The organism is Marinobacterium iners DSM 11526 (assembly GCF_900107855.1).
In the GTDB taxonomy this organism is placed as follows: Bacteria; Pseudomonadota; Gammaproteobacteria; order Pseudomonadales; family Balneatricaceae; genus Marinobacterium; species Marinobacterium iners.
On the sequence record NZ_FNRJ01000002.1, the window covers coordinates 296,987 to 322,944 of the forward strand.

Sequence of the window (25,958 nt, forward strand, 5' to 3'; positions counted from 1 at the left end):
CAATGCCGCTGGCAAAAGGGAGTTTCTGGAGCGTTTTTTAAGGTAGACTGGGTCACGACCACTCATTGTGCGGAGTAGATGGATGTTACCGCTGGCACTCTATATTTCGGATGAATTCAGGCTGTTGAGTCGAGCCCAGCTGCAACGAGGTGTAAGCCAATACTTTACGGTCCCTGACCAGCTATTGGTCAGTGCCTGGCAGGAATTGAAAAACCTGACACCGGAAGTATGGCAACCCGGGCGCAGGCAAGAACAAATCCAGACGGATATCTGTCTGCCGACACGGCTGCCACCGCCGCTGAGCATTGAAGAATCCAATCAGCGCTTCAACCAATATCTGAACTCACCAACACCGCGGAACACCCCGCTGATCATTAACCCTGCTGATCTGCACCCCCGTTTCGAGCCGCTTCTGCGCGAGCGAATCAGCGAGGGAATCAGCAAACGGCTACAGGTAATTGCCCTGGCTGCGCGCGAGCAGGGACGCGAAGTGCTGTTACTCTCCCCTTCGGAAGAGGCTCTCGAACTTACACTGGGCATTTTTACCAGTACCCTTGCCCTGCCGGGCCTGGAAGGCTGGAATCATTTTGGCATCTGCCTTCCGACAGCATCAAAACGCGCACTTCCAACCCTGGGATACCTGGAACACCTGGGACGTGCGTTCAAGCTTAACATTCCGGTCCTGCTGCTGACTGGCGCACCGGAGACCTCGGAAATCAGTAACGCCCAACACCTCGGCTACCCTGAATATCCGGTCATGACCGACCCTGCACACTGCGACATCGCATTTGAGCTGTGCGACACTTTCCTGCACAGTACCAATAACACCTGCCTGCGTACCCGACTCGCCAAATCCCGCCCTTTTCCTGATCACTATTCAGCTCCGTTACCACCAACCGACATCTACTTGCCTGCCAGACTGAACGCCACCGGCCCCATACGCGGCCAATGGTTGATTGAACAGGCACTGCAGGACGCATTGCAGCGTGTTCAACGGGAAAGATGGGTTGCCTGCCCTCTGATCGCAGGCGAGAGCTGCACCGATACGCTGGCCAGAGAGCGCTTTAACCCTGCTCATGTTGAAGACATGATCGGCGAGGTTTGCGACTGTACCGAAGCGCAGGTGCGTGAAGCATTTCAGCTGGCCGTGGAAGCACAGCCCGGCTGGAATGACGTTCACGTCTCTCACCGCGCTGATCTGATTCTACGCTGGGGGCAGCGGTTACAACAGGAACTGAATACACTGGCCACATTGTGTGTTCGCGAATCAGGGCTTGTGCTGAATGATGTACTGGGTGATCTGCGTACCGCCATCAACCTGTGCTACTACTATAGCGCTCAGGCTCGAACACAGCTGCAGACACGCCCCCTGCACGGTCTGCCCGGTGAGGTAAACCAGCTGGAACTGCACGGCCGCGGTGTCTACATTTGCATCACGGATGACAACGACCCCCTGGCCACTCTTGTGGGTCAACTTGCGGCCATTCTGGTTAGCGGCAATGCCGTTTTGGTCAATACAGGCAGCGCCACGGCTTTCAGCGCGACTCGACTGATCGAGCTGCTGCTGGAAACCGGTCTGCCTGAGTCGCTTGTCGCGCTGCTGCCAGGCCCTACCGAACGGGTTTCGGCCTGGATGGCTGAAGACTACCGGCTGGCAGGTGCCGTGTTTTTTGGTGATGCCAGTGAAGCCACAGCTCTGAATGCGATGATCAGCAACCGCTCAGGGGCTCCGCTGGTACCGCCTCTGACTCACAGCAGCCTACCTGGTACTCAGCTGGTTGACCGACCACTGGACAACCGTGAAGTGCGCGAACTAATGCACAGTGCCTTCAGTTTTGCCGGCCAGAGACGCGCCTCGCTGGGCATGCTTTATATTGAAGAGTCGATAGCCGACCAGCTGGAAGCCCAACTGATCAGCAGCCTGCAGCTTTTGCACCTGGGCGATCCGGCAGAACCTGACACCGATATTGGCCCACTGGTCAGCCGTCATCAGATGGACCGGGTCTATCACCACATTGAGCGACTGCGGGTGCGTGATCGCTTGCTGGCACAACTGCCACTGGACGACCGCCATGACAATGGCTTTTTTGTACCCCCAACGCTGCTGCGACTGTACACCCTGGATGAGCTGCAAGACTGTGTAAATGGCCCCATCCTGCACCTCATCCGTTACAACCGGGAAAACCTGCAGCGTGTGATCGACGAAATCAACCGTTACTGCCAGGGGCAGGCATTCGGCATTCACACCCATGATGAAGCACTGATCGCTCGGGTGCGACAACAGCTGCAGGCCGGCAGCCTGATGATCAACCGCAGCCTGGCCGACCTGTCAGCCGGAGTAAGACCTGCCGGCGGGGCAGGCACATCGGGTACCGGGCCGCTCTATGGCGGCCCCAATTACCTCACATCATTTGTGCGTGAACGCACCATCTCGCGCCAGCTCTGATCAACCGGCCGAGGCACGATTGTTTCGTGCCAGCCGGAAGCAGGGCTGGTAATCGTCATGATTAATCTTCATGCGGCGCTGTGAAACGAAGGATTCCAGCAACTCATCCAGTGCCTCGATCACCTCAGGTTCGCCGTGCAGCTCGAACGGCCCATGTTGCTCAATGGCTCGAATGCCCGGCTCCTTGACGTTACCAGCCACAATGCCGGACAGCGCACAACGCAACTGGGCTGCCAGCTCATGATCCTCCTGCCGACGAGACAGGTTAAGCCCGCGCATGTTGGCGTGTGTCGGCTCGAAAGTCTGCTGCAGCGACAACGGGATATGCAGCTGCCAGTTGAAATGGTACGCCTCTCCGGTCGCCTTTCGATATGAAGTCACGGCTTCCAGCCCCACCCGCATCCGCTCCGCCACCTCATACGCATCATCCACAACGATTTCATAGCAGCTGGCGGCACGCTCACCCAGCGTATTGCGGATAAAGCGATCCACGGTTTCAAAGTAGGCCTCGCTGCCAGCGGGACCGGTAAAGATCAGCGGGAATGGCTGTTCTGTATTATCCTGCTGCAGCAAAATGCCAAGGATGTACAAAATTTCTTCTGCTGTACCAACCCCCCCGGGGAATACGACAAAACCGTGCCCAAGCCGTACGAACGCTTCCAGTCGACGCTCGATATCAGGCATGATGATCAGCTCGTTAACAATCGGATTGGGAGACTCAGCCGCAATAATGCCTGGCTCCGAGATACCCACATAACGGCCATCGTGGATACGCTGCTTGGCATGAGCAATCGTGGCGCCCTTCATCGGCCCCTTCATGGCTCCCGGACCACAGCCGGTACAGATATTCATGCCGCGCAGGCCCATCTCGTAGCCCACCCGCTTGGTATAGTCATATTCAACCTGATTGATCGAATGTCCGCCCCAGCATACCACCATGTTCGGCTTCACATGGGGCCGCAGAGCATTGGCATGACGCAGGGTGTTGAATACCTGATTGGAGATGGTACCGGACAGGTCCAGCCCCTCACAGCAGCCATCAATTTTGTCACTGACATATAGCAGGTCACGCAGCACCGCAAACAGGTGCTCGTGAATCCCCTGAATCAGCTCACCATCGACAAACGCTGCGGCTGGTGCATTGATCAGGTCCAGCTGTACCCCTCGGTGCTTCTGACTGATCTGTACATCGAACTCGCGAAAGCGATTCAGCACCAAACGGGTACTGTCCATTTCGCTGCCACAGTTTAAGACCGCCAGTGCACACTGACGAAACAGGTTGTACAGGCCGCCCTGGCTTTTGTCCTGCAGCCGGGCCACTTCATAAGGTGAAAGAACATCGAGATTGTCCAGCGGTGTTACGCTGGAGGTAATGTAGTGCTCGGTCATCATACTGACCTCCTTGTTCGCTACTGCTTTGACACACGCCGATACCTGCGTGTGGCTTTAACTATGAACGCTGCCGGACAGATTTACTACCACCGCATGTCAACCCTGTTACAGCACCTCACTGAACTGATATGCAGCAAAAGCCTAACCGGACGCGTTGTAATTGGTCTCACCTTGAATTAGTTTGAAGCCATACACTGACGTACAAGGAAGCCTGCCGATGTCTGCATCAAAACTGTATATCCTGGACACCAACGTTCTGCTGCATGATCCCAAGTGTCTGTTCCAGTTCAAGGAGCAGGACATCACCATCCCGATGACCGTGCTCGAAGAGCTTGATTCAATCAAGGACCGCAAGCAAAACGTAGCTGCAGAGGCGCGGCATGCCATCCGCGTGATCGACAACATTCTGTCCAGTGCCACCAACGCGAGCCAAATCACTAAAGGCGTGCGCATTCTGGTGGAAGGCAAGGAGCGCGAGCAGAAGCTGGGCAAGCTGTCGATTTTCCCGGACCATGAACTGACCAGCCGCCAGGGCTTTTTGCCGGACATAAGCAACAAGGACAATCGCATCATCAACTGCGCGCTGCACCTGCAGGCCACCTTCCCTCACCGGCAGATTGTTCTGGTTACCAAGGACATCAATATGCGCCTCAAGGCGCTGGGGGCGGGCCTTCAGCGGGTGGAAGACTACCGCACCGACCAGCTGGTATCCGACATCGACATGCTGCCGGCCGGACATCATCATCTGGATACCCCCTTCTGGGAAGGCGTGGATAAGGTCGACAGTTTTCAGCAAGACGGCCACACCTACCATAAGGTGGATCGCAGCCTGTTACCTGACACCTACATGAACGAATACATCTATGACGACAGCAAGGATTTTGCAGCGCGTACCGTGAAAGTGGACGAAACGACCGTCACCTTGATGGATCTGGGCTATGACCGCTTGATGCAACAATCCTGCTGGGGTATTCAACCGATTAACCTGCAGCAGGCATTTGCGATGCAGTCGTTGATGGATCCCGAGGTTGACCTCAGCATCCTGCTGGGTGCCGCCGGCTCGGGCAAGACGTTAATAGCGCTGGCCTGCGCCCTGGAAATGGTGATAGAGGAGCAGCGCTTCAACAAGATCATCGTGACACGCTCCACACCTCCCGTGGCCGAGGACATCGGCTTTCTGCCCGGAACCGAAGAGGAGAAGATGACGCCCTGGATGAGCTCGATCAACGATAACCTTGAAGCCATGCACGAGCAGGACGAGCGTCCACAGAGCAGTGTCAAATACGCGATTGAGAAAGCCAACATTCAATTCAAGTCACTGAACTTCATCCGCGGCCGCAGCATACAAAATGCCATCGTACTGATTGACGAAGCCCAGAACCTGACGCCACAACAACTCAAAACCATTCTGACCCGCTGTGGCAAGGGCACCAAGATGGTATGCCTGGGCAACCTGGCGCAGATCGATTCCAATTACCTCACGGCGCTGACCTCGGGCCTGACCTACATTGTCGAACGCTTCCGTGACTTTGAAGGTTCGGCGAGCGTTCACTTTGAAGGGATCTTCCGCTCACGCTTGGCCGAGTACGCCGAAGAACACCTCTGAACGGCGTCAGCCTGCGAGTTGCAGCGAACCAAACGGTTCGCTGCAACAGTGGAATTCAAAACCGCGACAATCGCGAGACCAAAGTCTAAAAAACGCCTCAACGCCTTATCTCACGCGGGTTACAGCCTGATGACATCACCCCGGCAGGGCACCTGATTCGAGCAGTGAGTTTTATTCTGTCGACAGTTGCATATAATGCACCGCACCAACGTATTCAGCGTAAATAATCATGCAATCTGCGCGCGGGACCGAGCATCAGCCGGTGACCGCTGCAGTGAGACCCGGAGGTCCTGACCGGTTTTGTGCCCAACGGCACGGGTCCGATCAGGTGTGCCAAAAGCCTTCCTCCCGGTTTCTGAATCCCATTGTTTACGATCAAATGGCGAACTCATATGACCACTAAAACTGTAGATGTGCTGCTTGTCGGTGCCGGTGCCATGAGTACCACCCTCGGGATGATACTCAAACAGCTGGACCCGGCCCTGAAGATCTGTATGGTCGAGCGTCTTGACCATGTTGCGCGCGAGAGTACCGACGCCTGGAACAACGCCGGTACTGGCCATGCGGCCTATTGTGAGTTGAACTACACGCCCGAGCAGCCTGATGGCAGCATCAATACCACCAAGGCGTTCGCAATCAACACCTCCTTTGAGGTCAGCCTGCAGTTCTGGTCCTATCTGGTCGAGCAGGGTAACCTGCCTTCACCCCGTGAGTTCATCAACCCGGCTCCTCATCAAAGCTTCGTCTGGGGCGAAAAAAACGTTGAGTTTCTGCGCAAGCGCTACGCCGCGCTGAGCCAGCACCCCTGCTTCAAAGACATGGAGTACAGCGAAGACCACGCCATGTTGCGCGAGTGGATGCCGCTGGTAATGCAGAACCGTGACCCGTCCGACAAGGTTGCCGGCACCCGGGTTCGCTATGGCTCCGACGTCAACTTCGGTGCCCTGGCACGCAACCTGGTCAGCAACCTTGAACAACAGGATGGCTTCGATCTGCTGCTTAGCCGCAACGTCAAGGACCTGAACAAGAACAGTGATGGCAGCTGGGACGTGGTGTTGAAAAACAACAGCAACGGCAGCTCTGAAACCGTTCGCAGCCGTTTCGTGTTTCTCGGTGCCGGCGGCGGCGCACTGCCACTACTGCAGAAGTCTGCAATCGAAGAAGGTCGGGGTTACGGCGGCTTCCCGGTAAGCGGCATGTGGCTGGTCTGCAAACGCCCAGAAGTCATCGAACAGCATCAGGCCAAGGTTTACGGCATGGCACCGATCGGCGCTCCGCCCATGTCGGTTCCACACTTGGATACCCGTGTGATCGATGGCAAGAAGGCACTGCTGTTTGGGCCCTTCGCCGGCTTTACCACCAAGTTCCTCAAGCAGGGCTCGTTTCTGGACCTGCCGCTAAGCATTCGCCCAAGCAACCTGGCACCAATGATGTCGGTGGCAATGCACAACATGGACCTGACCCGATACCTGATCAGTGAAGTGCGCCAGTCTCACCGTTCGCGGGTTGAATCTCTGCGCAACTTCTTCCCGGATGCCAAAGAAGAAGATTGGGAGCTGTCCTATGCCGGTCAGCGTGTGCAGATCATCAAGCCTGGTACCGAGCGCGCGGGCAAGCTGGAATTCGGTACCGAAGTGATAACCTCTGCTGACGGCTCACTGGCGGCACTGCTGGGCGCATCTCCGGGCGCTTCCACTGCTGTCAGCGCCATGTTGAGCATCGTCGAGCGCTGTTTTGCAGAGCGCATGAAGGAAGAGAGCTGGAAACAAAAGATCACCGAACTGGTGCCTTCCTACGGCCAGAACCTGACTGAAAACACGGAGCTACTGCTTCAGGTGCGCAAGCGCACGCTGTCGGTACTGGAGCTGGATCGTCAGTCTTGATCACTTGCCGAGGGGCCTTTTACAGGCCCCTCACAGTTCTCTTCACTGGCTGTTGCCTGCTGCACGGGCTATCATCTGCAACAGATGGTTTCGAGGTTCCCATGCATCAACTGACCCAATGGCTTAAAAAACTCCTTATTCTGCTGGTGCGTGGCTACCAGCTACTGCTCAGCCCCTTTCTCGGCAACAACTGCCGTTTCTATCCCAGCTGTTCCAGCTACATGATCGAAGCGATCGAAGTGCATGGCGTGTTCAAAGGGCTATGGCTCGGTACTCGACGCATCCTGCGCTGCCATCCCTACAGCGACGGTGGAATTGATCCTGTACCTCCACGCTGTGGCTGTGCCGGCCACGACGAGCGTTCCGAATTGTCACAACCTGACTACACTGAAAAGAATCACTGACCGCCACCGGCTGCAGGAGCAAAGATGTTTTCTCCACTGAGTGTCATTCTGGTTGTTGTTGTCTACATCGCGTTCCTGTTTGGTCTGGCTCAGTGGGGTGAGCAGCGCACACGACGCGGCCAGCCGTTTAACTCGGCTACCCTGTATGCCCTGTCTATGGGAGTCTACTTCACCACCTGGACCTTCTACGGCAGTATCGGTTTTGCCACTCAGTCCGGCCTGTTGTATCTGGGTATTTATGTTGGCGCTTTACTGTCCATTTTCTTCTGGCAGATGACCCTGAGGCGCATGATTGCGGTTAAGGAAACATTCCGTATCACCAGCATTGCCGACCTGATTTCGACTCGTTACCGACGCTCGCAACGGATCGCGGCGCTGGTAACCTTGATCGCCTTTCTCGGCCTGCTGCCCTACATCAGCCTGCAGCTTGAAGCGGTGGTGCGTTCTTTTCGCCTGATCACCATTGAAGAAGCCGATGGTATCCACTGGAGCTCTTCAGGGTTGCTGATCACCCTGATGATGGTGGTGTTTACCATTCTGTTCGGGGTACGCCGCCTGGACCCCACCGAACGGCACCAGGGAATGATTCTTGCGCTGGTGGCCGAATGCGTAGTCAAGCTGGTGGCCTTTTTGGTACTGGGCGGCTTCATTACCTGGTACTTTTTTGATGGTCCGGTGGATATGTATCAACAAATCCAGACCAACGGCTATCAACACCTGCTCGGGTTGGGAGGCGAAGATGCGGGTATCCAGTGGATGACGCTGATCGTACTCAGCTTCGTCGGTGTGCAGCTGCTGCCACGTCAGTTCCATGTAGCCGTGGTGGAGAACGTGTCACCCCGTCACCTGGGCCGTGCACGCTGGATATTTCCGCTGTATACGGCTCTGATCACGGCCTTCGTGATTCCTGTCGCCGCAGCCGGCATGATTCTGGGCCTGCCCGAAGCCCGCGCCGACTATTTCATGCTGATGGTTCCACAGGCATTGGGCCAACCGCTTCTGGCATTACTTGCCTTTGTTGGCGGCTTTTCAGCAGCCAGCGGCATGGTCATTATCACAACCATGACACTCTCAACCATGGTCTCCAACCACCTGTTACTGCCGGTCTGCGAGAAGTTTGATAATCTGCGCTGGATGCGTACCTGGCTACTGCAGGTCCGCTGGGTACTCGTGGCACTGATTCTGTTTGGCAGCTTTGGTCTGGCACGGCTACTCAGCGATACGCACATGCTGGTGGCTGTAGGCCTGATCTCATTTGTAGCTGCACTGCAGCTGGCACCGGCAACCCTCATAGGCCTGTTCTGGTCTCGCGGCAACAGCATGGGGGCTTTTCTTGGCATGCTGGTCGGTTTTGCCCTCTGGGGATGGACATTGATCATCCCAGCCTGGGTGGAGGAAGGCTGGGTGTCAGCCAGCCTTCTCAATAACGGGCCTTTCGGGATTGAGTGGTTGCGACCGGAAATGCTGTTTGGCCTGGACCTGCCTCAGGTCCCTCATGCCGTATTCTGGTCTCTATTGGCCAACATCCTGTTTTATCTGCTGGGGTCCTGGTTCTACCACCCACAAAAGCACGAACGCACCCTGACTACCGAATTCCTGTATACAACGCGAGCACTGCGCACTCAGGAAAAAACACGCCCTACCGGACTCAATGCGTATATCGAATTAGCCCCCAAATTGGTGGAGGCGGAACAGTTACTCAAGCGCTACCTGGGTGAAGAGAAGGCGCAGCACAGCGTAAATCGCATCGCCGAAGACCTGCAGGTTTACGACAAGAGTCACATTTCGGTTGTGGAGTTGATGGAGTTCCACCGCATGCTGGAGCAGGTACTGGCAGGTTCAATTGGGGCTGCCAGCGCGCATACTGCCATTGAGGAAAGTATTCGCTATACCGACCGGGAACGCTCGGACCTGACCGCCATTTACAGCCATATTGTAAACGAGTTGCAGGGGTCCTATCGTTTTCACCCGGACAAGGCGCACGAGCCACAAAATCACAGCTTTGAAGCATTGGATGATCTGCAGAACCAACTGGAACGGTTGCAGCTGAAGGTGGATCAGCAGAAGAATCAGATTGAGCAGCTTGAAACGCGCCTGGAACAGCGTTACCAGGAGATATTCGATTATCGAGTGGAAGCGCAGCGCCTGCGTCATGAAAACGAGACGCTGCGTCAGCAGCTGCTGCAGGAACCCCAACAGGAGGGGTAGGCAGGTTCAGTCGGCTGACTCTTCCCGATGGAAATGGACATCCATCTGCGGGAAGGGAATGCTGATTCCCTGACGGTCAAACTCCAGCTTTACCTTTTCTGTGGTATCCCAGAGCACCGGCCAGTAGTCGGCATTTTTGACCCAGGGACGCACGTTGAAGTTAACACTGCTGTCGGCCAGCGCCGCCACATTCACGACTGGCTCAGGCTCTTTCAGTACGCGCTCATCCTGAGCAAGAATATCAACCAGAATTTGCTTGGCTTTCAGCAGGTCATCGCCGTAGCCAATGCCGAATACCATATCCACGCGACGTGTCTCACGTGTGGAGTAGTTGGTAATGTTGTCAGCATAGATTTTGCCATTGGGGATAATGACTTCGCGGTTGTCGCCGGTACGAAAAACAGAGTTGAAAATAGTGATGTGCTCAACGATACCGGTCACGCCACCGGCTTCAACGAAATCACCAGCCTTGAACGGACGAAACACAATCAACATTACGCCTGCAGCAAAGTTCTTCAGCGAATCCTGCAGTGACAAACCAATGGCCAGACCAGCCGCACCGATCAAGGCGATCAGCGAGGTAGTATCAACACCCAGCTGACCCAGTGCAGCAATGATAACAAACAGCAGCAGCAGAGCATACGCGATGGAACTGATGAAGTTGATCAGCATTACATCCATTTTGCTCTTGCGCAGCAGTCGCCCCACCACATTCATCAACAGTTTCACAACCAGACGACCCACAAAAAAGATCGCGATTGCCAGGGCGATATTGACCGCCCAAGGTAAAATATATTCCTGAGAAAAGGCTTCCATTTGTGCTCCCCTTGAAAATTCAGGCACATTAATCATGTTTTGCTGCCGTTCATGTACGGGACAGCTCCTAAACGATAAAGTGTTTGTAGTGTAAAATCATGTTTTTGTTGATTACGCAGATGGGAAAACGATGAGAAAAACAGCCCTGTTCACCGCCCTGCTCAGCTTCTCGTTACCGGTTCTGGCTGAGAAAGGACATATTGCCGACGATGTGTACGTTTTTTTCCACGGCGGCCCAAGCAATGAGTACCGTATTACCGGCCGGGTTAACAGTGGCGAGCCCGTGGAAATCCTGGGACGTAACAACGGTACCGGTTACGTTCAGATTCAAACAGAGAGTGGTCGTACCGGCTGGATGCCCGATCAGTTTGTAGCGACGGGGGACAGCAAGCTGATCGAACTGCCAAAACTGGAGCAGTCTCTGGAGCAAAGCAAGGCCACCATCAGCCAGCAGGCAAAGACCATTGAGCAGCTCAACACCAGCCTGAGCCAGCTGAAAAGCGAGAATGGGACCTATGATGATCAGATCAGAACACTCAACACCGAGATTCGGGACTTGCAGTCTCAGATTGCAAACATGGATCAGAGCAACCTGATGCGTTGGCTGACCTATGGAGGCCTGATCGCCTTTGGCGGCGTCATCCTGGGACTGGTGATGCCCTATATGCCGCGCAAGCGCAAACGCCGCGACGACTGGTTCTAGGCGCTGACACGCCCCAGAGACGGAGGCAGGGGTTCCAGTTCGGCAAACCCTTCGCCTCTGGCCCAATAATGGCGCCCCTGCTCTACCCTGATCACCCCTTCAAAGCGCTGCTGCAGGTATTCGACCGCCTCTTCCAGCGTATCAATATCACAGAGTATTACGCCGCCGCGCTCGTTGTCGGTGGCAAAAATATAGCTTTTCACGCATTCACTCCCGCTGAAGTCTCAGGCCATCGCCTCATAACTGAGCCGAATCATCCGGTGAAAGGAGAGCATTGGCCTGATAGTGTTCAGCCCACTTCACCAGCTCCTCCGCCCGCATCGGCCGGGCAATATGGTACCCCTGCGCCTGATCACAACCAAGCTCATGCAGCACCCGCAGATCCTGCTCGTTCTCGATACCTTCCGCCACAACTATCAGCTCCATCGCATGACTCATATCGATCATGGCCTGTACCAGCCGCGCGTCAGTACTGCCTGCCTGTACTCCACTGACGAAACTGCGATCAATCTTGAGCATATCGAGTGACATCTGGCGGATATAACTGAGGCTGGAGTAACCGGTACCGAAATCATCAATGGCGATACGCACGCCTTGATTGCGCAAGCGGCAGATTTCATGCTCGGTGCGCTCGGCACTGTGCAGAAAACTGGTTTCAGTCAGCTCCACCACAAACTGATCGGCCGGTAACCGGTAGGTCTGCAGTGCCCTGAGGACCTGATCCGCCACTTCAGTACGCTGAAACTGACGAGCAGAGAAGTTAACCGACATTTTCAGTACCAGGCCCTGAGCCAACCAGTCAGCCGCATCCCGTGCAGACTGATCCAGCACCCAGGCACCAATTGATTCAATCAGGCCGGTATCTTCGGCCACCGGGATAAAATCATCCGGCGCTACGCGTCCCAGTTCCGGGCTGTCCCAGCGAATCAGGGCTTCGACACCCAGCAGAGTGCCACTTCGAAGACAGACCTGTGGTTGATACACCAGGGTGAACTCTTCACGTTCCAGGGCCTGATGCAAGAAACTGTTAATACGATAACGACTCAGCGTCTGTTCGTGCAGAACGGGCGAGAAGAAGCAGATATTGTTGCGACCCCGTTCCTTGGAGTGCTCCAGCGCCACCTCCGCAGCCCGCACCAGTTCTCCCGGCTCATTTGCATCAGCCGGAAAAACCGCCACACCAATACTGCCAAGAACACGTATCTCGCGATTCTCGATCAGGATTGGCAGTGACAATGCCCTGCTTATCCGATCAAGACAGGCCGTGATGCAGGTCTCGTCCTTGAGCTCTGTCAACAGAATATAAAACTCGTCCCCTGACGGCCTCGCCGCGGTGCCGCACTCCTGCAGTGCAGACTCGATCCTCTCGGCAATTTGCTTCAGCACCTGGTCGCCACCACTGTGGCCAAAGCGATCATTAATCTGCTTGAACATATCCAGATCCAGCGCCAGAAGCGCCAACGATCGCTGCTGCTCACGGGCAAAACCCAGCGCCATCTGCAGCCGGTCATGAAAAAGCCGACGGTTGGCCAACCCTGTCACACTGTCAAACCAAGACAGCTGCTGCATGCGTGCTTCCGAGCGCTTGGCTTCGGTCAAGTCATGAAATATGGCGGCATACTGTGTAATCTGGCCGTCGTCATTCTCGATGGCGGTAATGCTGAGCCATTCAGGATAAATACTTCCATCCTTGCGACGGTTCCAGATCTCCCCTTGCCAGCGCCCTTCTTGCTCCAGAGTCTGCCAAAGCTGACGGTAGAACTGACGATCATGACGCCCTGAACTGAGCATGCTGGGGTTACGCCCCAGCGCTTCCCAGGCTTCATAACCGGTGATGGCGGTAAACGCCGGGTTAACGCTCTGAATATGACCCGTGCCATCCGTGATCACAATCCCCTCGCGGGATGCATTAATCACCCGTTCAATCAGGCGCAGGTTATGCTGAGACTGTTGCAGGGCACGGCTCTTGTCATGCAGCAGCTCTCGCAGCCGATAGATGTAGTCCAGTTCGACACTGCGCAGTATATCGCCATAGGAGGCCAGGCCAATCACTGTCTCGTTGTGATCCTTGACGCCGATATGCCGGCAGTTGTGCTCTCGAAAATAGCGCCGCACATTATAAAGGCTCAGGCGGCTGTCAACGGATATCAAGCTTGGCAGTGCCAGGCCAGCCAGCGGCTGATCCAGGTCGACCGCTTCGGCCAGCAGACGAATGACATCGGTTTCAGTCATGATCTGCCAGCCTTGAGCATCATCACCTACCAGCATGGCGGTATAATTCACGCTGCGCAGGCGCTCGATTGCCCGCCTCAAGCTGCAATCCGGGGACAGTCTGAGTACATTGAAGTTGGTAATTTCTTCCAACGATTTGAGAAACAGGTCGTGCTCCAGCCCTTGACTGTTAACGACATCACTCTGGCTGACAATACCAACCCATTGACCGGCCATCCCGACAACAACTGCATGGGCTGCACTTTGACTGATGAACTCAAGCCCCAACTCATCCACGCTCAGATTGGCATCCACCTGCAGTACCGGTGCCAGCATACTGGCTTCAATCAGGGTATTGCTGGAGCCCTGCTGCAACACCAGCTGCATCGCTCTGCTACGGGTCAAGAGCCCCACCGGACGGGCACCATCTTCCACCAACACTGAGCCAATATGGTGCTGCGCCATCAGGGTTACCGCCTGCGACAGGGGGGCACCGAGTTCGATGCTAATAATTTCAGCCTGGCTGATTGCTGCAACCTTTATTGCCGGCAGATGTCGGAGATGTGTATTCATGATCTGCAAGATTACCACACTTCGCAATTTGCGCTAATTGTAGTCTATCAGTGACAGATTTTTGATTCGCATCAAAGCATTGCTCTGCTGTCACAGCTGTGACAGCATCCATGCATTACCTGCCGATTGCCGGATTCATTGTCGGAACCTTTTTCGGAACTGCGACCATGCAACAACCCTCTCTGAGCGCCCTGACCGCTATTGTTGAACAGATTGCGCGTACCGGCGATCCTGAAGCAATGATGAGTACCATCGTCCAACGCCTGTGTCAGCTGATGCACGTTGATGTATGCAGCCTTTACCTGTGCACACCGGATCAGGAGCATCTGATCCTGGCCGCGACCGAAGGTCTGTCAAGAGAAGCTGTTGGCAAGGCCCGACTGAAGCTTGACGAGGGACTGGTAGGGCATATAGCCGCCTCACTAAGCACTCTCAATCTTGGCGATGCGCCGGCGGATGATCGCTTCGTGTTCATTCCGGAAACCCACGAAATGCCGTACCACCGCTTTCTTGGCGTGCCACTGATCCATCTGCGCCGTCTGGTGGGTGTATTGGTGGTGCAGGGGCGCGAGCGTGAACCTTTTTCCCAAGAGGTTGAGGCCTTCCTGATTACCATCGCTTCCCAGCTGGCCGGCAGCTTGCATGCCCTGCAAAGTCGGGGGGACTGGTACGAGCAACGCCCGCGCAGCAATCGCGGCGTGTACCGTCGCCATGTCGGTCTGAAGGGAGCCCCGGGGCTCGGCCTTGGACGGCTTTGGCTCGTAAAACCACACATGTCGCTCGATCAGGTTCAGCCCGGGATCAACAGTGATCCGGTGCAGGAGCGCGACGAGTTGCTGGCGGCCATCTCCATGGTCAGTGACGAGCTTGAGTCCGGTTCAGGCCATCTTGGCAGCCACCTGCCCAGCGATGTACACGCGCTGTTCAGCGTCTATCAAATGATGCTGCACAGTCCCGAGCTGACCCAGCAGACACTGGCACTGATTGAGGCCGGCGACAGTGCCGCCTGGGCATTGCGTCAGACAATCGAGCAAATGGCTGATCAGTTTCACCAGTCGGAAGACCCCTACCTGCGCGCCCGTGGTGAGGATATCGCCAACATCGGCCAGCGGGTACTGAACCAGCTTTTATCGCGCGAACGCCCTGTCATCGAAACCCCGGATGAAGAGCTGGTCCTGGCCGGCGAGCTGGTCAGTATCGCCGACCTGGCTGACTTTCCGCTGCAACAGATTCGCGGCATTCTGTGCACTCAAGGGTCTACCCTGTCCCATACCGCCATTGTCGCCAATGCGCTGGGGATTCCTGCAGTGATGGGGCTGGAGCAACTTGAACCGGAGCACCACCGTGGCGCTCGCGTGATTGTTGATGGCAACCGGGCAGAAGCCGTACTCAACCCGCCACCACCGCTGTTGGCTGAATACAAGCGGATGATTGCGGAAGAAAAACGTTTTATGGAAGGGCTCGAGAAGCTGCGCGATGAGCCCGCCGTAACCCAGGATGGCTTCCGCGTAACCCTGCTGACGAACACCGGTCTGCTGGCAGATGCCACTCCCGGTCTTCAGCGCGGCGCTGAAGGGGTTGGTCTGTACCGGTCGGAAATTCCGTTCATGATTCATGACAGCTTTCCTACCGAGCAGGAGCAGTTCACCCTGTACCAGAAGGTGCTGAAGGCCTATGCGCCTAGGCCCGTTACAATGCGTACGCTGGATATCGGTGGCGACAAGCAGCTGCCCTATTTCGACATCAGCGAGAGTAACCCCTATTTAGGCTGGCGTGGCATCCGCTTTACGCTGGACAATGCCCAACTGTTGATCAGTCAGGTGCGTGCCATGCTGAGGGCCAATGTCGACACCGACAATCTGAAGCTGTTGGTGCCGATGGTTGGACGGGTGGACGAGATGCAGGCGTTTCGCCAGTATGTGGAGAAGGCGGTCGATTCACTGCTGCGCGAAGGACATCAGGTAAAAGTGCCACCGATCGGCATGATGATCGAAGTGCCCTCCTCCATGTTGCTGCTGTCAAAGCTGGCCCCCTACATCGATTACGTTTCGATCGGCTCCAACGACCTGACACAGTATCTGCTGGCGGTAGACCGTAACAACCCGCGCGTCTCGGCGCTGTTTGACCATCTTCACCCGGCGGTACTAGTAGCCCTGGAATATATTCTGCAGCAATGCAAGGCCCTGTCACTGCCGGTGTCAATCTGTGGCGAGATGGCTTCAGACCCGGCAGCAGTACTGGTACTGACTGCCATGGGCTATGACTGCCTGAGCCTCAGTGCCTACAACATTCCCCGTATCAAACTGCTTATCCGCTCGATCAACCGGGACGAGCTGCTGCCGGTACTGGAGCAGGCCAGAGCCTGCAACAGCGAAGCCGAGGTACGTGCACTGTTGCTGCCTGTACTTGAGCAGTATGGCTGGGGACGTGAGCCACGCCCGCATCTGAACGACCCTGACAACGCCGAAGCGGGCTACCAATAACAGATTAGAAGTTACCAAGGCGGATACAGAGGAAGTTGTAGATCTCGTTCACCACATCCACCTCGCAGCAGCTCTCCACACCTTCAAAGCCGGGGGATGAATTGGCTTCACACACCTTGTAGTGATCGCCGGCAAACAGCAGATCCACCCCCGCGATCTCCAGGCCCAGTACTCTGGCGGTTTCGATCGCCAGCCATTCGATTTCGGGAGTCATCGGATAGGGCCGAACCGAGGCCCCGCGGGAGAAGTTGGCCTTGAAGCTGCCCTCTTCCGCCACCCGCTCCATGCAGGCCACAGCTCGCCCCCCGATCACAATCACGCGCAGGTCTCGGCCACGACTGTCGGCGATGAACTCCTGCAGAATGATGTTGGCTTTGGGGTTGGTCAGCTCCACCATCTGCATCAGGTCTTCAAAATGGTTCAGGGTTTCGCACAGGAACACGCCGCTGCCCTGAGAGCCGGAAAGCGTTTTTACCACCACCGGAAAACCGATCTGTTTTTTCACCAGTTCCGGGTTGACCGGAAACTTAACCAGCATGGTTTTGGGTACCGGTAGCCCGTTCTGAGCCAGAATCTGGTGACTGTAGAGTTTGTCCTTGACCGTATCGATGCTTTCGGCCGAATTGAAACTGTGTACCCCAAGGCGCTCCAGGTGACGAATGACCGCCAGCGCAAAGTAATTGGTGCCTGCCCCCATGCGAGGCAGAAAGAAATCCGGCAGCGGGGTGGACTCGCCGTTGATCATTACGCTGTTGCGATCATCACGGGTGACCGTAAGGTCGAAGTCCTCGGGCTGATACACGCGGATATCGATGCCGTGCGAAGGCGCACGCGCAACCAGTCGCTCAAGTTCGTAGGTTTCCTGTTTGACCAGGGTGCTGTCCGATTTGTAAAGAATCCAGCCAAGCATCTGTCGGGGCTACTCCGAAGGGTGTGAGCGGCGATATTAAGCCCGCCACATGAGCTGTACCAGAGTCTAGGCCAAAAAGTTTTACACCGCCTGCCACAACATGAACACAGCACACTATACTCAGGCGAATAGATGAAAAAAATCCATGTTTCACCGGGTAAAAAGTGTTGTGTCAAACGGCGATATGGCGTCCAATGCGCGCACTTGTCGCACGCTGTCCAGACCTGTACAGCGGCCCTTTTTTACCCCCTATATCTGACACACTGACAGCTTCCTGATTCCGGCAGATGTGCTGCCCGGTACGTCTGTCTGTCTGCAGGAGAAAGACATGAAAATCTGCTTTCTGATGTACCCCTGGGAACAAATCAAACCGGACACCGACACCACACTGCGCATGGTGCATGAGGCGGCCCTCCGTGGTCATACCGTGGCGATCACTTCACCCGCCAACCTGACCATTCGCGACAACATCAGCAGTGCGTTTTGCAACGTATTGCGCAAGGGCAGCAAGGTGTCGGACAACATTCCATCCTTTTACCGCCACGCCGAATTCCGCCGCAGCCGTCTGCCACTGGCTGGCTTTGATGCCATCATCGTGCGTCTGAACCCGCCGCTGGATACCATCGTGCTGAACTTCCTGGATTCGGTTCATGGTGAAGTGTTTATCATGAATGGACTGGATGGCCTGCGCATTGGCAACAACAAACTCTATACAGCGGCATTTAACGGCCCCGCTGCACAGTATCTGCCGGTGACCCATGTATCCAAGAACAAGGACTACCTGGAAAAGGCACTGGATGAGTCACCCGGCGAGCGCATGATCCTCAAGCCGCTGAACGGCTTCGGTGGCAAGGGAGTGATCGTCATCGAGAAAAGCGCGCGTCAGAGCTTCCGCTCTCTGCTCGACTTCTACATCGGCAGTGGCAGCAGCAGCAACTATGTCATCCTGCAGGAATACATTGAAGGCGCCGAGAACGGCGATGTCCGTATTCTGATGCTCAATGGCGAGCCGATTGGCGCAATGCGCCGCATCCCGGCCGAGAACGACATGCGCTCCAATGTGCACGCAGGCGGTCGCGTAGTGAAACACACCCTCACAAAACAGGAACTGGAACTGTGCCGCAGCTTCGGCCCGAAACTGGTGCGTGACGGCCTCTATTTCACCGGTTTGGATGTGATCAACGGCAAGTTGCTGGAAGTGAACGTCATGGCACCGGGTGGCATCGTTCGAATCAATAAGCTCAATCGGGTACGCCTGCAACGTCAGGTGATCGACTTTGTCGAAAATGTGGTCGAGGCGCGCAACATGGTCGAACAGCGCAAAACCGCTTTCCGCAAGGTGATCGAAGATGCAGACGCTGTCTGAAGCCCAGGTTGTCAGCCTGATCGAAGCACGCCAGCCGGTTCACGCCCGGCTGCGCAACGCCGGGCTGACCATACGCATTGATGAGTATGTGCCGCTGGTATGCACCGTTTTACATGCGGGCACCAGCCTGCGGCCTGAAATTTCCTCGCGGCTGGCCATCAGCGAAGAGCAGCGGCAGCGTTTCGAGACGACCGGTACGGAGCAGCTCGCCGCCCTGCTGCCGATCACGCTGATTGTTGAAGAATCTCGCCTGGGCTGCGACCTGAATTTTCCGCTGTCGCAATGCCTGCGCAGGCGCATCGACGGCCGCAGCCTGTGGCAGCGCCCTCCCACCAAGCAGATGCAACAGCGGGCTCATCGTCAGCACCAACGCTTCTACCATCTGCTGGATGCACTGTTGGATGCACTGGAAGAGGACCATGGCCACTGCCTGCTGATCGACCTTCACAGCCACCCACGAGAGCCAGGTACCGAAAGCGGGATTTTTCACGTCATCGCCAGTCAGGTACGTTTGCCGGAAGGTGAAACGGTGGTCAATGGTCTGCTCAAGCAGCTTGACCAGATCAGCCTTCCCAACCAGAGCGTCAGTGTATCGACCGGTGAACCGATACATCAGGGAGAGTACCTGGGTGCTCATGTGAACACCCGTCATGAACAGACCCTGACCATCCCCTTACAGATCGACCCGGTATTCCGCGACAGCAGCGGCGCCCTGTATCCACTGGTGGTGGATGCACTTTGCACCGGGCTGCATCACAGCCTGTACGAGACCGCCGCCATTCTGGCCCGGCAAAGGTCGGGCCAACGGATTCGCGGCCATGACCTGATGCCCAGCGAACTACCTGGTGAAGTGCTGCGCGTCGACCGCGCACTTAAAAAGCTGGCCAAGGGGTTGGAGACTCTGTTGTACATCAACCCTATCAATATTGCCCGGGAAGAGCGGCTGTTCATGCGCAACCGTGGTCGCTATCAACCGCAGTTCCGCTATCGTCAGTTGCGCATTGACCCTTATGTACACCGCGAGAAGCTGTACCGCCTACCGGTTGACCGCATCCGCGACCCTGCCCTGCGCCAGCTCTACCGTGAGGTGATCGATGCACTGGCCGAGCGGATCGACCTGCTGGTCAGCATCGGCAGTGACCGCTTCCTGTATAATTCACTGCGTTATTACGGTGAACCTACCTCTGAAGATCTGGCGAATGCCCGTTTCCTGCTGCATGCCCCCGAACGGCCTGAAGAGCATAATGGCGTACGTTACAGTGCCGAAGAGATGATCCCGTTCTTCGAACAGAAAGCGCAGCAATGGGGGCTGGAGTGCAAGGTAGAGCTGTCGGATCGACTGCTGGCACAGGCGATGGTGAATAACGGCCGCAAGGCACTGCTGGTGAAACGCAGCGCCCGTGCCAGCGAGGCTGAGCTGCACGCGCTGGCACATCATGAGCTGGGGGTTCACATGAGCACGTCGCTCAATGCTGCTGCTCAGCCGCTGAAGGTGTTTACCCTGGGCCTGCCCGGGAATACCCATGCGCAGGAAGGACTGGCGATTCTGAGCGAGTACCTGTGTGGCCACCTCACGCTGAAGCGTCTCAAGACACTGGCATTAAGGGTCATCGCGGTTGACCAGATGATCCGCTACAACGACTTCTGCCGCACCTGGCGCACGCTGGTGGAAGATCACGCCTGCCCAGAGGAAGAGGCATTCAAGATCACTGCACGGGTACACCGTGGAGGCGGTTTCACCAAGGATCATCTCTACTTGAGCGGTTTCAGCCAGGCGTTGAAGCTGTGGCGCGAGGGGGATATCAAGGGGCTGTATATCGGCAAGACCGGCTTCAGCTACCTGCCACTGATCAACGAACTGCTGGCTCGCGGTCTTGTAGAGCCTCCGACCTACCTGCCCGACAGTCTGGTCAACCCACAAAATTGCAGCCCCGAGATCACCTACCTGGTGAACTGTATCCGCTGAATTGCTACATCCGGTCGTTCAGTATTCCAGCTGTTCCCGTGCCTCACTCCAAAGAGAGAGGCGCGGGCACTGATCCAGCAGCACCCCATCGCGAAACATCATCACCTCTCCTTCAGGCAATGGCTGCCAGCTACGTCCATCCAAAGGCACGCTTGCCAGCATTACGCCGGGGTTGTTACGCAGCGGTTCAATCTCGATACCGTCTATATGGGCGTTACCACTTTCGTCACACTCCAGCAGATGCAGTCCTGGCGCCGAAACAGTGCCATCTGCCTGACGCCTGCGGTCACTGTGGGCAAACAACAGCTCTCCGTCTGAGTAGAGAAAGTTGGCCGTACCGAGCTGGCGCATGCGTGCCGCAAAATCGGCCACCACCGCCAGTCGTACTTCCGGATCGGGACGCCCATCCTGCCAAACGGCACTGATGCGATTCATCAGTACACAGAAGGCACGTTCGGAGTCGGTTTCACCCACGGGACGGTAACCACCAGTGGGAAAACGCTTGGGGTTATGTATGAACTGGTTGAGATCACCATTATGTGCAAACAGGTGCATGCGTCCTGAGGCTTCTCGCTGAAACGGCTGGGTATTGCGCAGTGCCAGTTCGCCCTGAGTGGCATGCCGTATATGGCCGACAAACAGACTTGAAGGTCGATGACGCTCCCGCAGCCAGTGCGCCGTCTCACTGTGAGCACAAGCGGCCGCTTCACGAATCAGCTGGACATCTGCTCCCTCATACCAGGCAAAACCCCAGCCATCGCCATGAGGACCTTCCAGCCCACCATGACGAGCAAAGCGTTCCAGTGAAAGTGACAAATGCACAGGTTCAGCCGTTGAGATCGCCAGCAGCTCACACATGATTCAGGATACTCCAGCTGGTTGCGGAACTTCCTGCTGTCGACGCAAGGGCTCCAGCAACAGGATTGCCAACAGGGTAAAACCCACTACCGGGATCATCAATGCGTTCATCGCCTGCCAACCCAGGCTGGACTCCAGCCAGCCAGCTGCCAGCGCCGAAAAGGTGACCGTCCCGAATACCAGAAATTCATTGGCGGCCTGAGTCCGCGCCTTCTCAGCCGGCCGATAGGCCTTGGTCAGGAAGGAGGTTGCGCAGATGAACATCCAGTTCCAGCCCAGACCCAGCAGGAACAGCGCGCTCCAGAAGTGCCACTCGCTGACACCGTGCAGGTTGATGCCAATACACACCAGCATGATGATCGCACCACAGAGCATAAGGCGCACTTCGCCAAAACGACGAATAAGCTGGCCAGTAAAGAAGGATGGCAGGTACATTCCCAACACATGCCACTCAATGACGTTGGCTGCACTGGAAAAGGCATAGCCACAACGATCCATCGCCAGCGGAGTTGCTGTCATCAGCAGGTTCATAACCGCATAACTTGTCATGCCCACAATCACCGCCAGCAAAAACCTTGGCTGCAGCAGGATTTGCCGCAACGGTCTTACTTCGCCATTCGTCCCCTGCTGCATCGGCGGAATTCGAATTTGCGTCAGCAGTACAAGTGCCAGCAGATACAGTCCGGCGAGTACGGCAAAGGCGCCACTGAAATCGGCACCAATCTCGAAGTCACGGCTGTAAACGGCAATATTGGGCCCCAGAATGGCCGCAACCACCCCACCCACCATTACCATGGAAATGGCACGACTTTCATAGCCCTTGTTGCACACTTCAACGGCGGCAAAGCGATACAACATGCCGAAGCCGATGCCCACCCCAAGGAGGGCGGTACCCGTACAGAACAGCACAAATGAACGCTGTTGCAGCGCCAACAGGCAGAGCAAAGCACCGCTGAAGCCTATCAGGTTGCCCAGAAAGAAGCCGTTGCGCCGCCCGATACGCTGCATGATCAGCGAAGCGGGAATGGTCGCCAGCATCAGACCTATGAACTGAAACGCCACTGGCAGCGTAATCCACTCACTGGCCGGTGCGAGCTGCAGACCGATCAGGGCGTTGACCGATACCAGCAATACATTGCCGGTGTTCAACAATGCCTGACAGAGTGCCAATAACCAGACATGGCGATTCATATACTTATTCCATCCAAGACCAAAGCCAGCTATTTAACGGCGATATCTCCCCTTGATGCAAGCCGTAGCGGATCCCTGAGCCAAACCGGGGCAAAAAAATACGGAAAAGGCGGCACTAATGTTGATAATCTGAGACACTAAACACAGGCAGTTCCCCCTGTATACTGTAGATAAAAGCTGAACATCAGACTCACGACCGGGGTCTGGGACTGATTCAAGTCAGAATGGATTGAACTGATATGAACCTCGATGAACTTCTGGTACTGGTAATTGAGCCCTCACGACTTCAACGGCATATCATCATCGACATGCTCAAAGACGTCGGGCTACGTGAGATTGAGCCATTTGAAGAGGCCGGTCCCGCGCTTGAGCGGATGCAACATGTAGTGCCGGATATCGTTGTCTCTTCCATGCACCTGCCGGACATGACCGGCACTGAGCTGGTAACCCGCATGCGTGCCAGCGCCGAGCTGACCGACGTCACTTTCCTGTTGATCTCTTCGGAAACCCACTACCGCTATCTGGAGCCGATTCGCCAAGCCGGTTCCATCGCCATCCTGCCGAAGCCGTTTCGGCGTGAAGAACTGGAAGTGGCCCTGCGCAACACCATGCACTATATACGCGATACTCAGGAAACCGAGCCGCTGGATAATGATGAGCTGGAAGACATGCAGGTGCTGGTGGTGGATGACAGTGTCATGTCACGCAAGTTTGTCCGCCGCAGCATGAACGCCATCGGGATCAATAATGTCATTGAAGCCAAAGATGGGGCCGAAGCACTGCAGATAATGAAACAGCAGCGCTTTGATTTGGTGATCTCTGACTACAACATGCCGAATATTGATGGTCTGGAGCTGGTAGAGCATATTCGCCACTACAGCGATCAGCCGACTGTTCCGGTGATGATGATCACCTCTGAGCAGAATCAAAGCCGTTTGGCTGCTGTTCAAAGTGCCGGGGTTTCTGCCATTTGCAACAAACCGCTCAACTACGACATGCTCAAGCAGCTGGTGCGTCAGCTGGTAGCGGTGAACTGATCTTTAAAGATCAGTTCACCGTTTTCTCTTCCGTATCCCGCAACAACTGCTCAGGGTTAAAGCCCATGATCAGTGCCCCCCAGTGCTGACCATTAAGGTAGATCGGAATCGACAAATCATTCAGCACCTCACCGGTATCACGTACAAAGGTCTGCAGCAGGAACGGTGAAGTGTGAGAAGCCCGGCGCTTCTCGGCACGGTTGCCATTGAAAATGCGCCGATTGCGGCTTTGCAGGTTATCAACCTCAAAATTCCCGGTTAGAGGCTTCGAAACCTTGGAGTGATGTGCCGGCGCATAACCATTCTTGTCCACCGTAATGGCATAGATAAACTCGGGTCGCTCGGTGATAAAACGGTCAAACAAAGGCTGCAGCGCCTGCTCAAAGCGGTTAGTGTAGCTGCAGTCGAACTTCTCAGGCTTCTGCCCCTTGTTGGTACAGCGGTAGTTGTGATCGAACAGATTCACGCCTTCGGCCTGCAGCCTCTGCATCGCGTCAACGGTTTCCTGTGCCCAGTGCTTGCCGGTCTGAATCATGCGCTCAAAACCACCATAGCCGATAATGAAACGTGACAGCAGCTCCTGGGTTTCTTCCGTCGAGATTTCCAGCTCTTCAGAATAGGTGCGCGATTGCGCCATTTCATCACGGATGCCACCGGACAGCTCGGTAATCTCACGCACATGACTATGCGATTCCCGGTTGGTGTGTGACAGTTCATCAATGGCGGCACTGATACCGGTCAGCTGTGCGTTAACCTCTTCGAAGTCATGTACCATGCGGGCAAATTGTTCATTGGTACTGACAATGAACTGATCCGTGTTCTCGACGTACTCCAGAATATTGTGGGCACTGCTGCGAGTGCTCTCGACCAGACCCGCCATTTCACTGATGTTTTTGTCAATCTGCTGGGTAGCGGCACTGACCTTCTGTGAAAGGTTGCGCACCTCATCTGCCACGACAGCAAAACCACGCCCCGCCTCGCCCGCACGGGCGGCCTCAATGGATGCGTTCAAGGCCAGCAGGTTGGTCTGATCGGAAAAGTCCTTCACCATGGACAGAATACTGGTGATATTGCCAGAGTTCTCGCTGAGCTTGTCCACCGTTTGCTGGAACCCAACCGCCAGATCGCACACCGCTTTGACCTGCTCCTGAACCCGTTTGAGCTCTTCGCTGGAGCCATGCACTTCCTGCATGTTGCTGTTGTTCTGTTCACTGATGGTGAGTGTGCTCTGGGCGATCTCGTCAATCGCCTGGGTCGACTCCTGACTGGACTGAAATACCAGCTGGGCCTGTCCCTCCTGACGCTCCGCCGAAGCATGCGCCTGAATCACCACCTTCTGCAGTCGCGTTGCGCAGAGCGCTACGCTTACTGAGCGGCGCTGACTCTCGGCGATCATCCGTTTAAGACTGGCCGAAAACTCGTTGTAGGCCGCCGCCATTTCGGAAATTTCATCATGGGTGTATTCCGGCAAGGTGGCTGAAATATCACCATCTTCCTCCTTGATTGCACGCAGCACCGACGTAATTTCACGAATCGGGCGCAGAAACAGATGGCGCATGAAAAAGATGGTGAAGATGCCCGCCAGCAGCGCCAGCGTTACAGTGGTACCGGTCGCAAACATCAAGGCAATAAGACTGCTTTCGATCGCGCCAAGCTGGGTTTCATTCAGATCGAGGCTGTGCAGCAGCTGGCGCAGCTCGGCAGCGTAATAGATGCCAACCAGAATCAGAACCAGATGGGGTAACAGCAGGAAGATGACATTGCCCACAATTTTTTTGGTCAATGTATTGAAAGCGGCCTTCTCAATAGCTGTATAGAGACTCATCAGACACTCTTTCTTATCGTTATAGGCACAGGGGATGGCTCGCTTTGCGGCCTCCTGCGACGAAGTGACCTATTTTGGCC

The 25,958-nt window shown here is 55.7% G+C and carries 18 protein-coding genes; 10 read left to right on the forward strand and 8 right to left on the reverse strand.

Annotated elements, in window-relative coordinates; genetic code table 11:
* The first annotated feature begins 82 nt into the window (after positions 1–82).
* Entirely contained in the window at positions 83–2,446 is a 2,364-nt protein-coding gene (locus tag BLV48_RS04410) for a proline dehydrogenase family protein (protein WP_091823684.1), read from the forward strand.
* On the opposite strand, the gene ppnN is transcribed toward BLV48_RS04410, so the two are convergent.
* Positions 2,447–3,838, reverse strand: a complete 1,392-nt coding sequence (ppnN, locus tag BLV48_RS04415; protein WP_091823687.1) for a nucleotide 5'-monophosphate nucleosidase PpnN — start codon at positions 3,836–3,838, stop codon at positions 2,447–2,449.
* Positions 3,839–4,055: 217 nt separating this feature from the next.
* On the opposite strand from ppnN, the gene BLV48_RS04420 reads away from it, so the two are divergent.
* The 4 genes from BLV48_RS04420 to BLV48_RS04435 all read left to right on the forward strand — a co-directional run bounded on the left by BLV48_RS04420 (position 4,056) and on the right by BLV48_RS04435 (position 9,939).
* Positions 4,056–5,444 carry a PhoH family protein gene (locus BLV48_RS04420; RefSeq protein WP_091823690.1) on the forward strand — a complete coding sequence of 463 codons (1,389 nt, stop codon included), beginning with the start codon at positions 4,056–4,058 and terminating at the stop codon, positions 5,442–5,444.
* Between the two features lie 392 nt (positions 5,445–5,836).
* Complete coding sequence (gene mqo, locus BLV48_RS04425) at positions 5,837–7,327, forward strand: malate dehydrogenase (quinone) (protein WP_091823692.1); 1,491 nt, start codon at positions 5,837–5,839, stop codon at positions 7,325–7,327.
* Between the two features lie 101 nt (positions 7,328–7,428).
* Positions 7,429–7,731, forward strand: coding sequence for a membrane protein insertion efficiency factor YidD (gene yidD, locus BLV48_RS04430; protein ID WP_175527579.1), 303 nt, complete (start codon positions 7,429–7,431; stop codon positions 7,729–7,731).
* 24 nt (positions 7,732–7,755) lie between these two features.
* Positions 7,756–9,939 (forward strand): sodium:solute symporter family protein, encoded by a 2,184-nt coding sequence (locus tag BLV48_RS04435; RefSeq protein ID WP_091823695.1) that lies wholly within the window; start codon positions 7,756–7,758, stop codon positions 9,937–9,939.
* 6 nt (positions 9,940–9,945) lie between these two features.
* Here the strand turns inward: BLV48_RS04435 and BLV48_RS04440 are convergent, their stop codons facing one another.
* Complete coding sequence (locus BLV48_RS04440; protein ID WP_091823697.1) at positions 9,946–10,755, reverse strand: mechanosensitive ion channel family protein; 810 nt, start codon at positions 10,753–10,755, stop codon at positions 9,946–9,948.
* Between the two features lie 130 nt (positions 10,756–10,885).
* Between BLV48_RS04440 and BLV48_RS04445 the strand changes: the two genes are divergently transcribed.
* Complete coding sequence (locus tag BLV48_RS04445) at positions 10,886–11,458, forward strand: TIGR04211 family SH3 domain-containing protein (RefSeq protein WP_091823700.1); 573 nt, start codon at positions 10,886–10,888, stop codon at positions 11,456–11,458.
* Here the strand turns inward: BLV48_RS04445 and BLV48_RS04450 are convergent.
* Both BLV48_RS04450 and BLV48_RS04455 read right to left on the reverse strand, forming a co-directional pair.
* Positions 11,455–11,661, reverse strand: coding sequence for a hypothetical protein (locus tag BLV48_RS04450; protein ID WP_091823703.1), 207 nt, complete (start codon positions 11,659–11,661; stop codon positions 11,455–11,457). The two genes, BLV48_RS04445 and BLV48_RS04450, sit on opposite strands and share 4 nt — an antisense overlap.
* A 34-nt stretch (positions 11,662–11,695) precedes the next feature.
* Entirely contained in the window at positions 11,696–14,242 is a 2,547-nt protein-coding gene (locus BLV48_RS04455) for an EAL domain-containing protein (RefSeq protein ID WP_139253882.1), read from the reverse strand.
* A 167-nt stretch (positions 14,243–14,409) separates the two neighbouring features.
* Here BLV48_RS04455 and ptsP point away from each other — a divergent pair, with 167 nt between their 5' ends.
* Positions 14,410–16,725, forward strand: coding sequence for a phosphoenolpyruvate--protein phosphotransferase (ptsP, locus tag BLV48_RS04460; protein WP_091823842.1), 2,316 nt, complete (start codon positions 14,410–14,412; stop codon positions 16,723–16,725).
* A gap of 4 nt (positions 16,726–16,729) precedes the next feature.
* On the opposite strand, the gene BLV48_RS04465 is transcribed toward ptsP, so the two are convergent.
* Positions 16,730–17,635 carry an ATP-grasp domain-containing protein gene (locus BLV48_RS04465; RefSeq protein WP_091823708.1) on the reverse strand — a complete coding sequence of 302 codons (906 nt, stop codon included), beginning with the start codon at positions 17,633–17,635 and terminating at the stop codon, positions 16,730–16,732.
* Positions 17,636–17,963: 328 nt separating this feature from the next.
* Here BLV48_RS04465 and BLV48_RS04470 point away from each other — a divergent pair, with 328 nt between their 5' ends.
* Both BLV48_RS04470 and BLV48_RS04475 read left to right on the forward strand, forming a co-directional pair.
* Positions 17,964–19,001, forward strand: coding sequence for a glutathione synthetase (locus BLV48_RS04470; RefSeq protein ID WP_091823711.1), 1,038 nt, complete (start codon positions 17,964–17,966; stop codon positions 18,999–19,001).
* Positions 18,985–20,967, forward strand: a complete 1,983-nt coding sequence (locus tag BLV48_RS04475) for a flavohemoglobin expression-modulating QEGLA motif protein (RefSeq protein WP_091823714.1) — start codon at positions 18,985–18,987, stop codon at positions 20,965–20,967. The genes BLV48_RS04470 and BLV48_RS04475 overlap by 17 nt, the downstream gene beginning before the upstream one ends.
* Positions 20,968–20,985: 18 nt before the next feature.
* Here BLV48_RS04475 and BLV48_RS04480 read toward each other — a convergent pair whose 3' ends face one another.
* Complete coding sequence (locus BLV48_RS04480) at positions 20,986–21,825, reverse strand: class II glutamine amidotransferase (protein WP_091823716.1); 840 nt, start codon at positions 21,823–21,825, stop codon at positions 20,986–20,988.
* 3 nt (positions 21,826–21,828) lie between these two features.
* Complete coding sequence (locus BLV48_RS04485; RefSeq protein WP_091823719.1) at positions 21,829–23,016, reverse strand: MFS transporter; 1,188 nt, start codon at positions 23,014–23,016, stop codon at positions 21,829–21,831.
* A gap of 239 nt (positions 23,017–23,255) precedes the next feature.
* Here BLV48_RS04485 and BLV48_RS04490 point away from each other — a divergent pair, with 239 nt between their 5' ends.
* Entirely contained in the window at positions 23,256–24,053 is a 798-nt protein-coding gene (locus tag BLV48_RS04490) for a response regulator (RefSeq protein WP_091823722.1), read from the forward strand.
* Between the two features lie 10 nt (positions 24,054–24,063).
* On the opposite strand, the gene BLV48_RS04495 is transcribed toward BLV48_RS04490, so the two are convergent.
* Positions 24,064–25,878, reverse strand: a complete 1,815-nt coding sequence (locus tag BLV48_RS04495; RefSeq protein ID WP_091823724.1) for a methyl-accepting chemotaxis protein — start codon at positions 25,876–25,878, stop codon at positions 24,064–24,066.
* Between the last annotated feature and the right edge of the window lie 80 nt (positions 25,879–25,958).

Coding starts and splice junctions, on each gene's coding strand:
- BLV48_RS04455 (WP_139253882.1), bottom strand. CDS start 14,242: ATGAATACACATCTCCGACATCTGCCGGCAATAAAGGTTGCAGCAATC.
- BLV48_RS04445 (WP_091823700.1), top strand. CDS start 10,886: ATGAGAAAAACAGCCCTGTTCACCGCCCTGCTCAGCTTCTCGTTACCG.
- yidD (WP_175527579.1), top strand. CDS start 7,429: ATGCATCAACTGACCCAATGGCTTAAAAAACTCCTTATTCTGCTGGTG.
- BLV48_RS04485 (WP_091823719.1), bottom strand. CDS start 23,016: ATGAATCGCCATGTCTGGTTATTGGCACTCTGTCAGGCATTGTTGAAC.
- BLV48_RS04490 (WP_091823722.1), top strand. CDS start 23,256: ATGAACCTCGATGAACTTCTGGTACTGGTAATTGAGCCCTCACGACTT.
- ptsP (WP_091823842.1), top strand. CDS start 14,410: ATGCAACAACCCTCTCTGAGCGCCCTGACCGCTATTGTTGAACAGATT.
- BLV48_RS04465 (WP_091823708.1), bottom strand. CDS start 17,635: ATGCTTGGCTGGATTCTTTACAAATCGGACAGCACCCTGGTCAAACAG.
- BLV48_RS04440 (WP_091823697.1), bottom strand. CDS start 10,755: ATGGAAGCCTTTTCTCAGGAATATATTTTACCTTGGGCGGTCAATATC.
- BLV48_RS04475 (WP_091823714.1), top strand. CDS start 18,985: ATGCAGACGCTGTCTGAAGCCCAGGTTGTCAGCCTGATCGAAGCACGC.
- mqo (WP_091823692.1), top strand. CDS start 5,837: ATGACCACTAAAACTGTAGATGTGCTGCTTGTCGGTGCCGGTGCCATG.
- ppnN (WP_091823687.1), bottom strand. CDS start 3,838: ATGATGACCGAGCACTACATTACCTCCAGCGTAACACCGCTGGACAAT.
- BLV48_RS04480 (WP_091823716.1), bottom strand. CDS start 21,825: ATGTGTGAGCTGCTGGCGATCTCAACGGCTGAACCTGTGCATTTGTCA.
- BLV48_RS04420 (WP_091823690.1), top strand. CDS start 4,056: ATGTCTGCATCAAAACTGTATATCCTGGACACCAACGTTCTGCTGCAT.
- BLV48_RS04410 (WP_091823684.1), top strand. CDS start 83: ATGTTACCGCTGGCACTCTATATTTCGGATGAATTCAGGCTGTTGAGT.
- BLV48_RS04470 (WP_091823711.1), top strand. CDS start 17,964: ATGAAAATCTGCTTTCTGATGTACCCCTGGGAACAAATCAAACCGGAC.
- BLV48_RS04495 (WP_091823724.1), bottom strand. CDS start 25,878: ATGAGTCTCTATACAGCTATTGAGAAGGCCGCTTTCAATACATTGACC.
- BLV48_RS04435 (WP_091823695.1), top strand. CDS start 7,756: ATGTTTTCTCCACTGAGTGTCATTCTGGTTGTTGTTGTCTACATCGCG.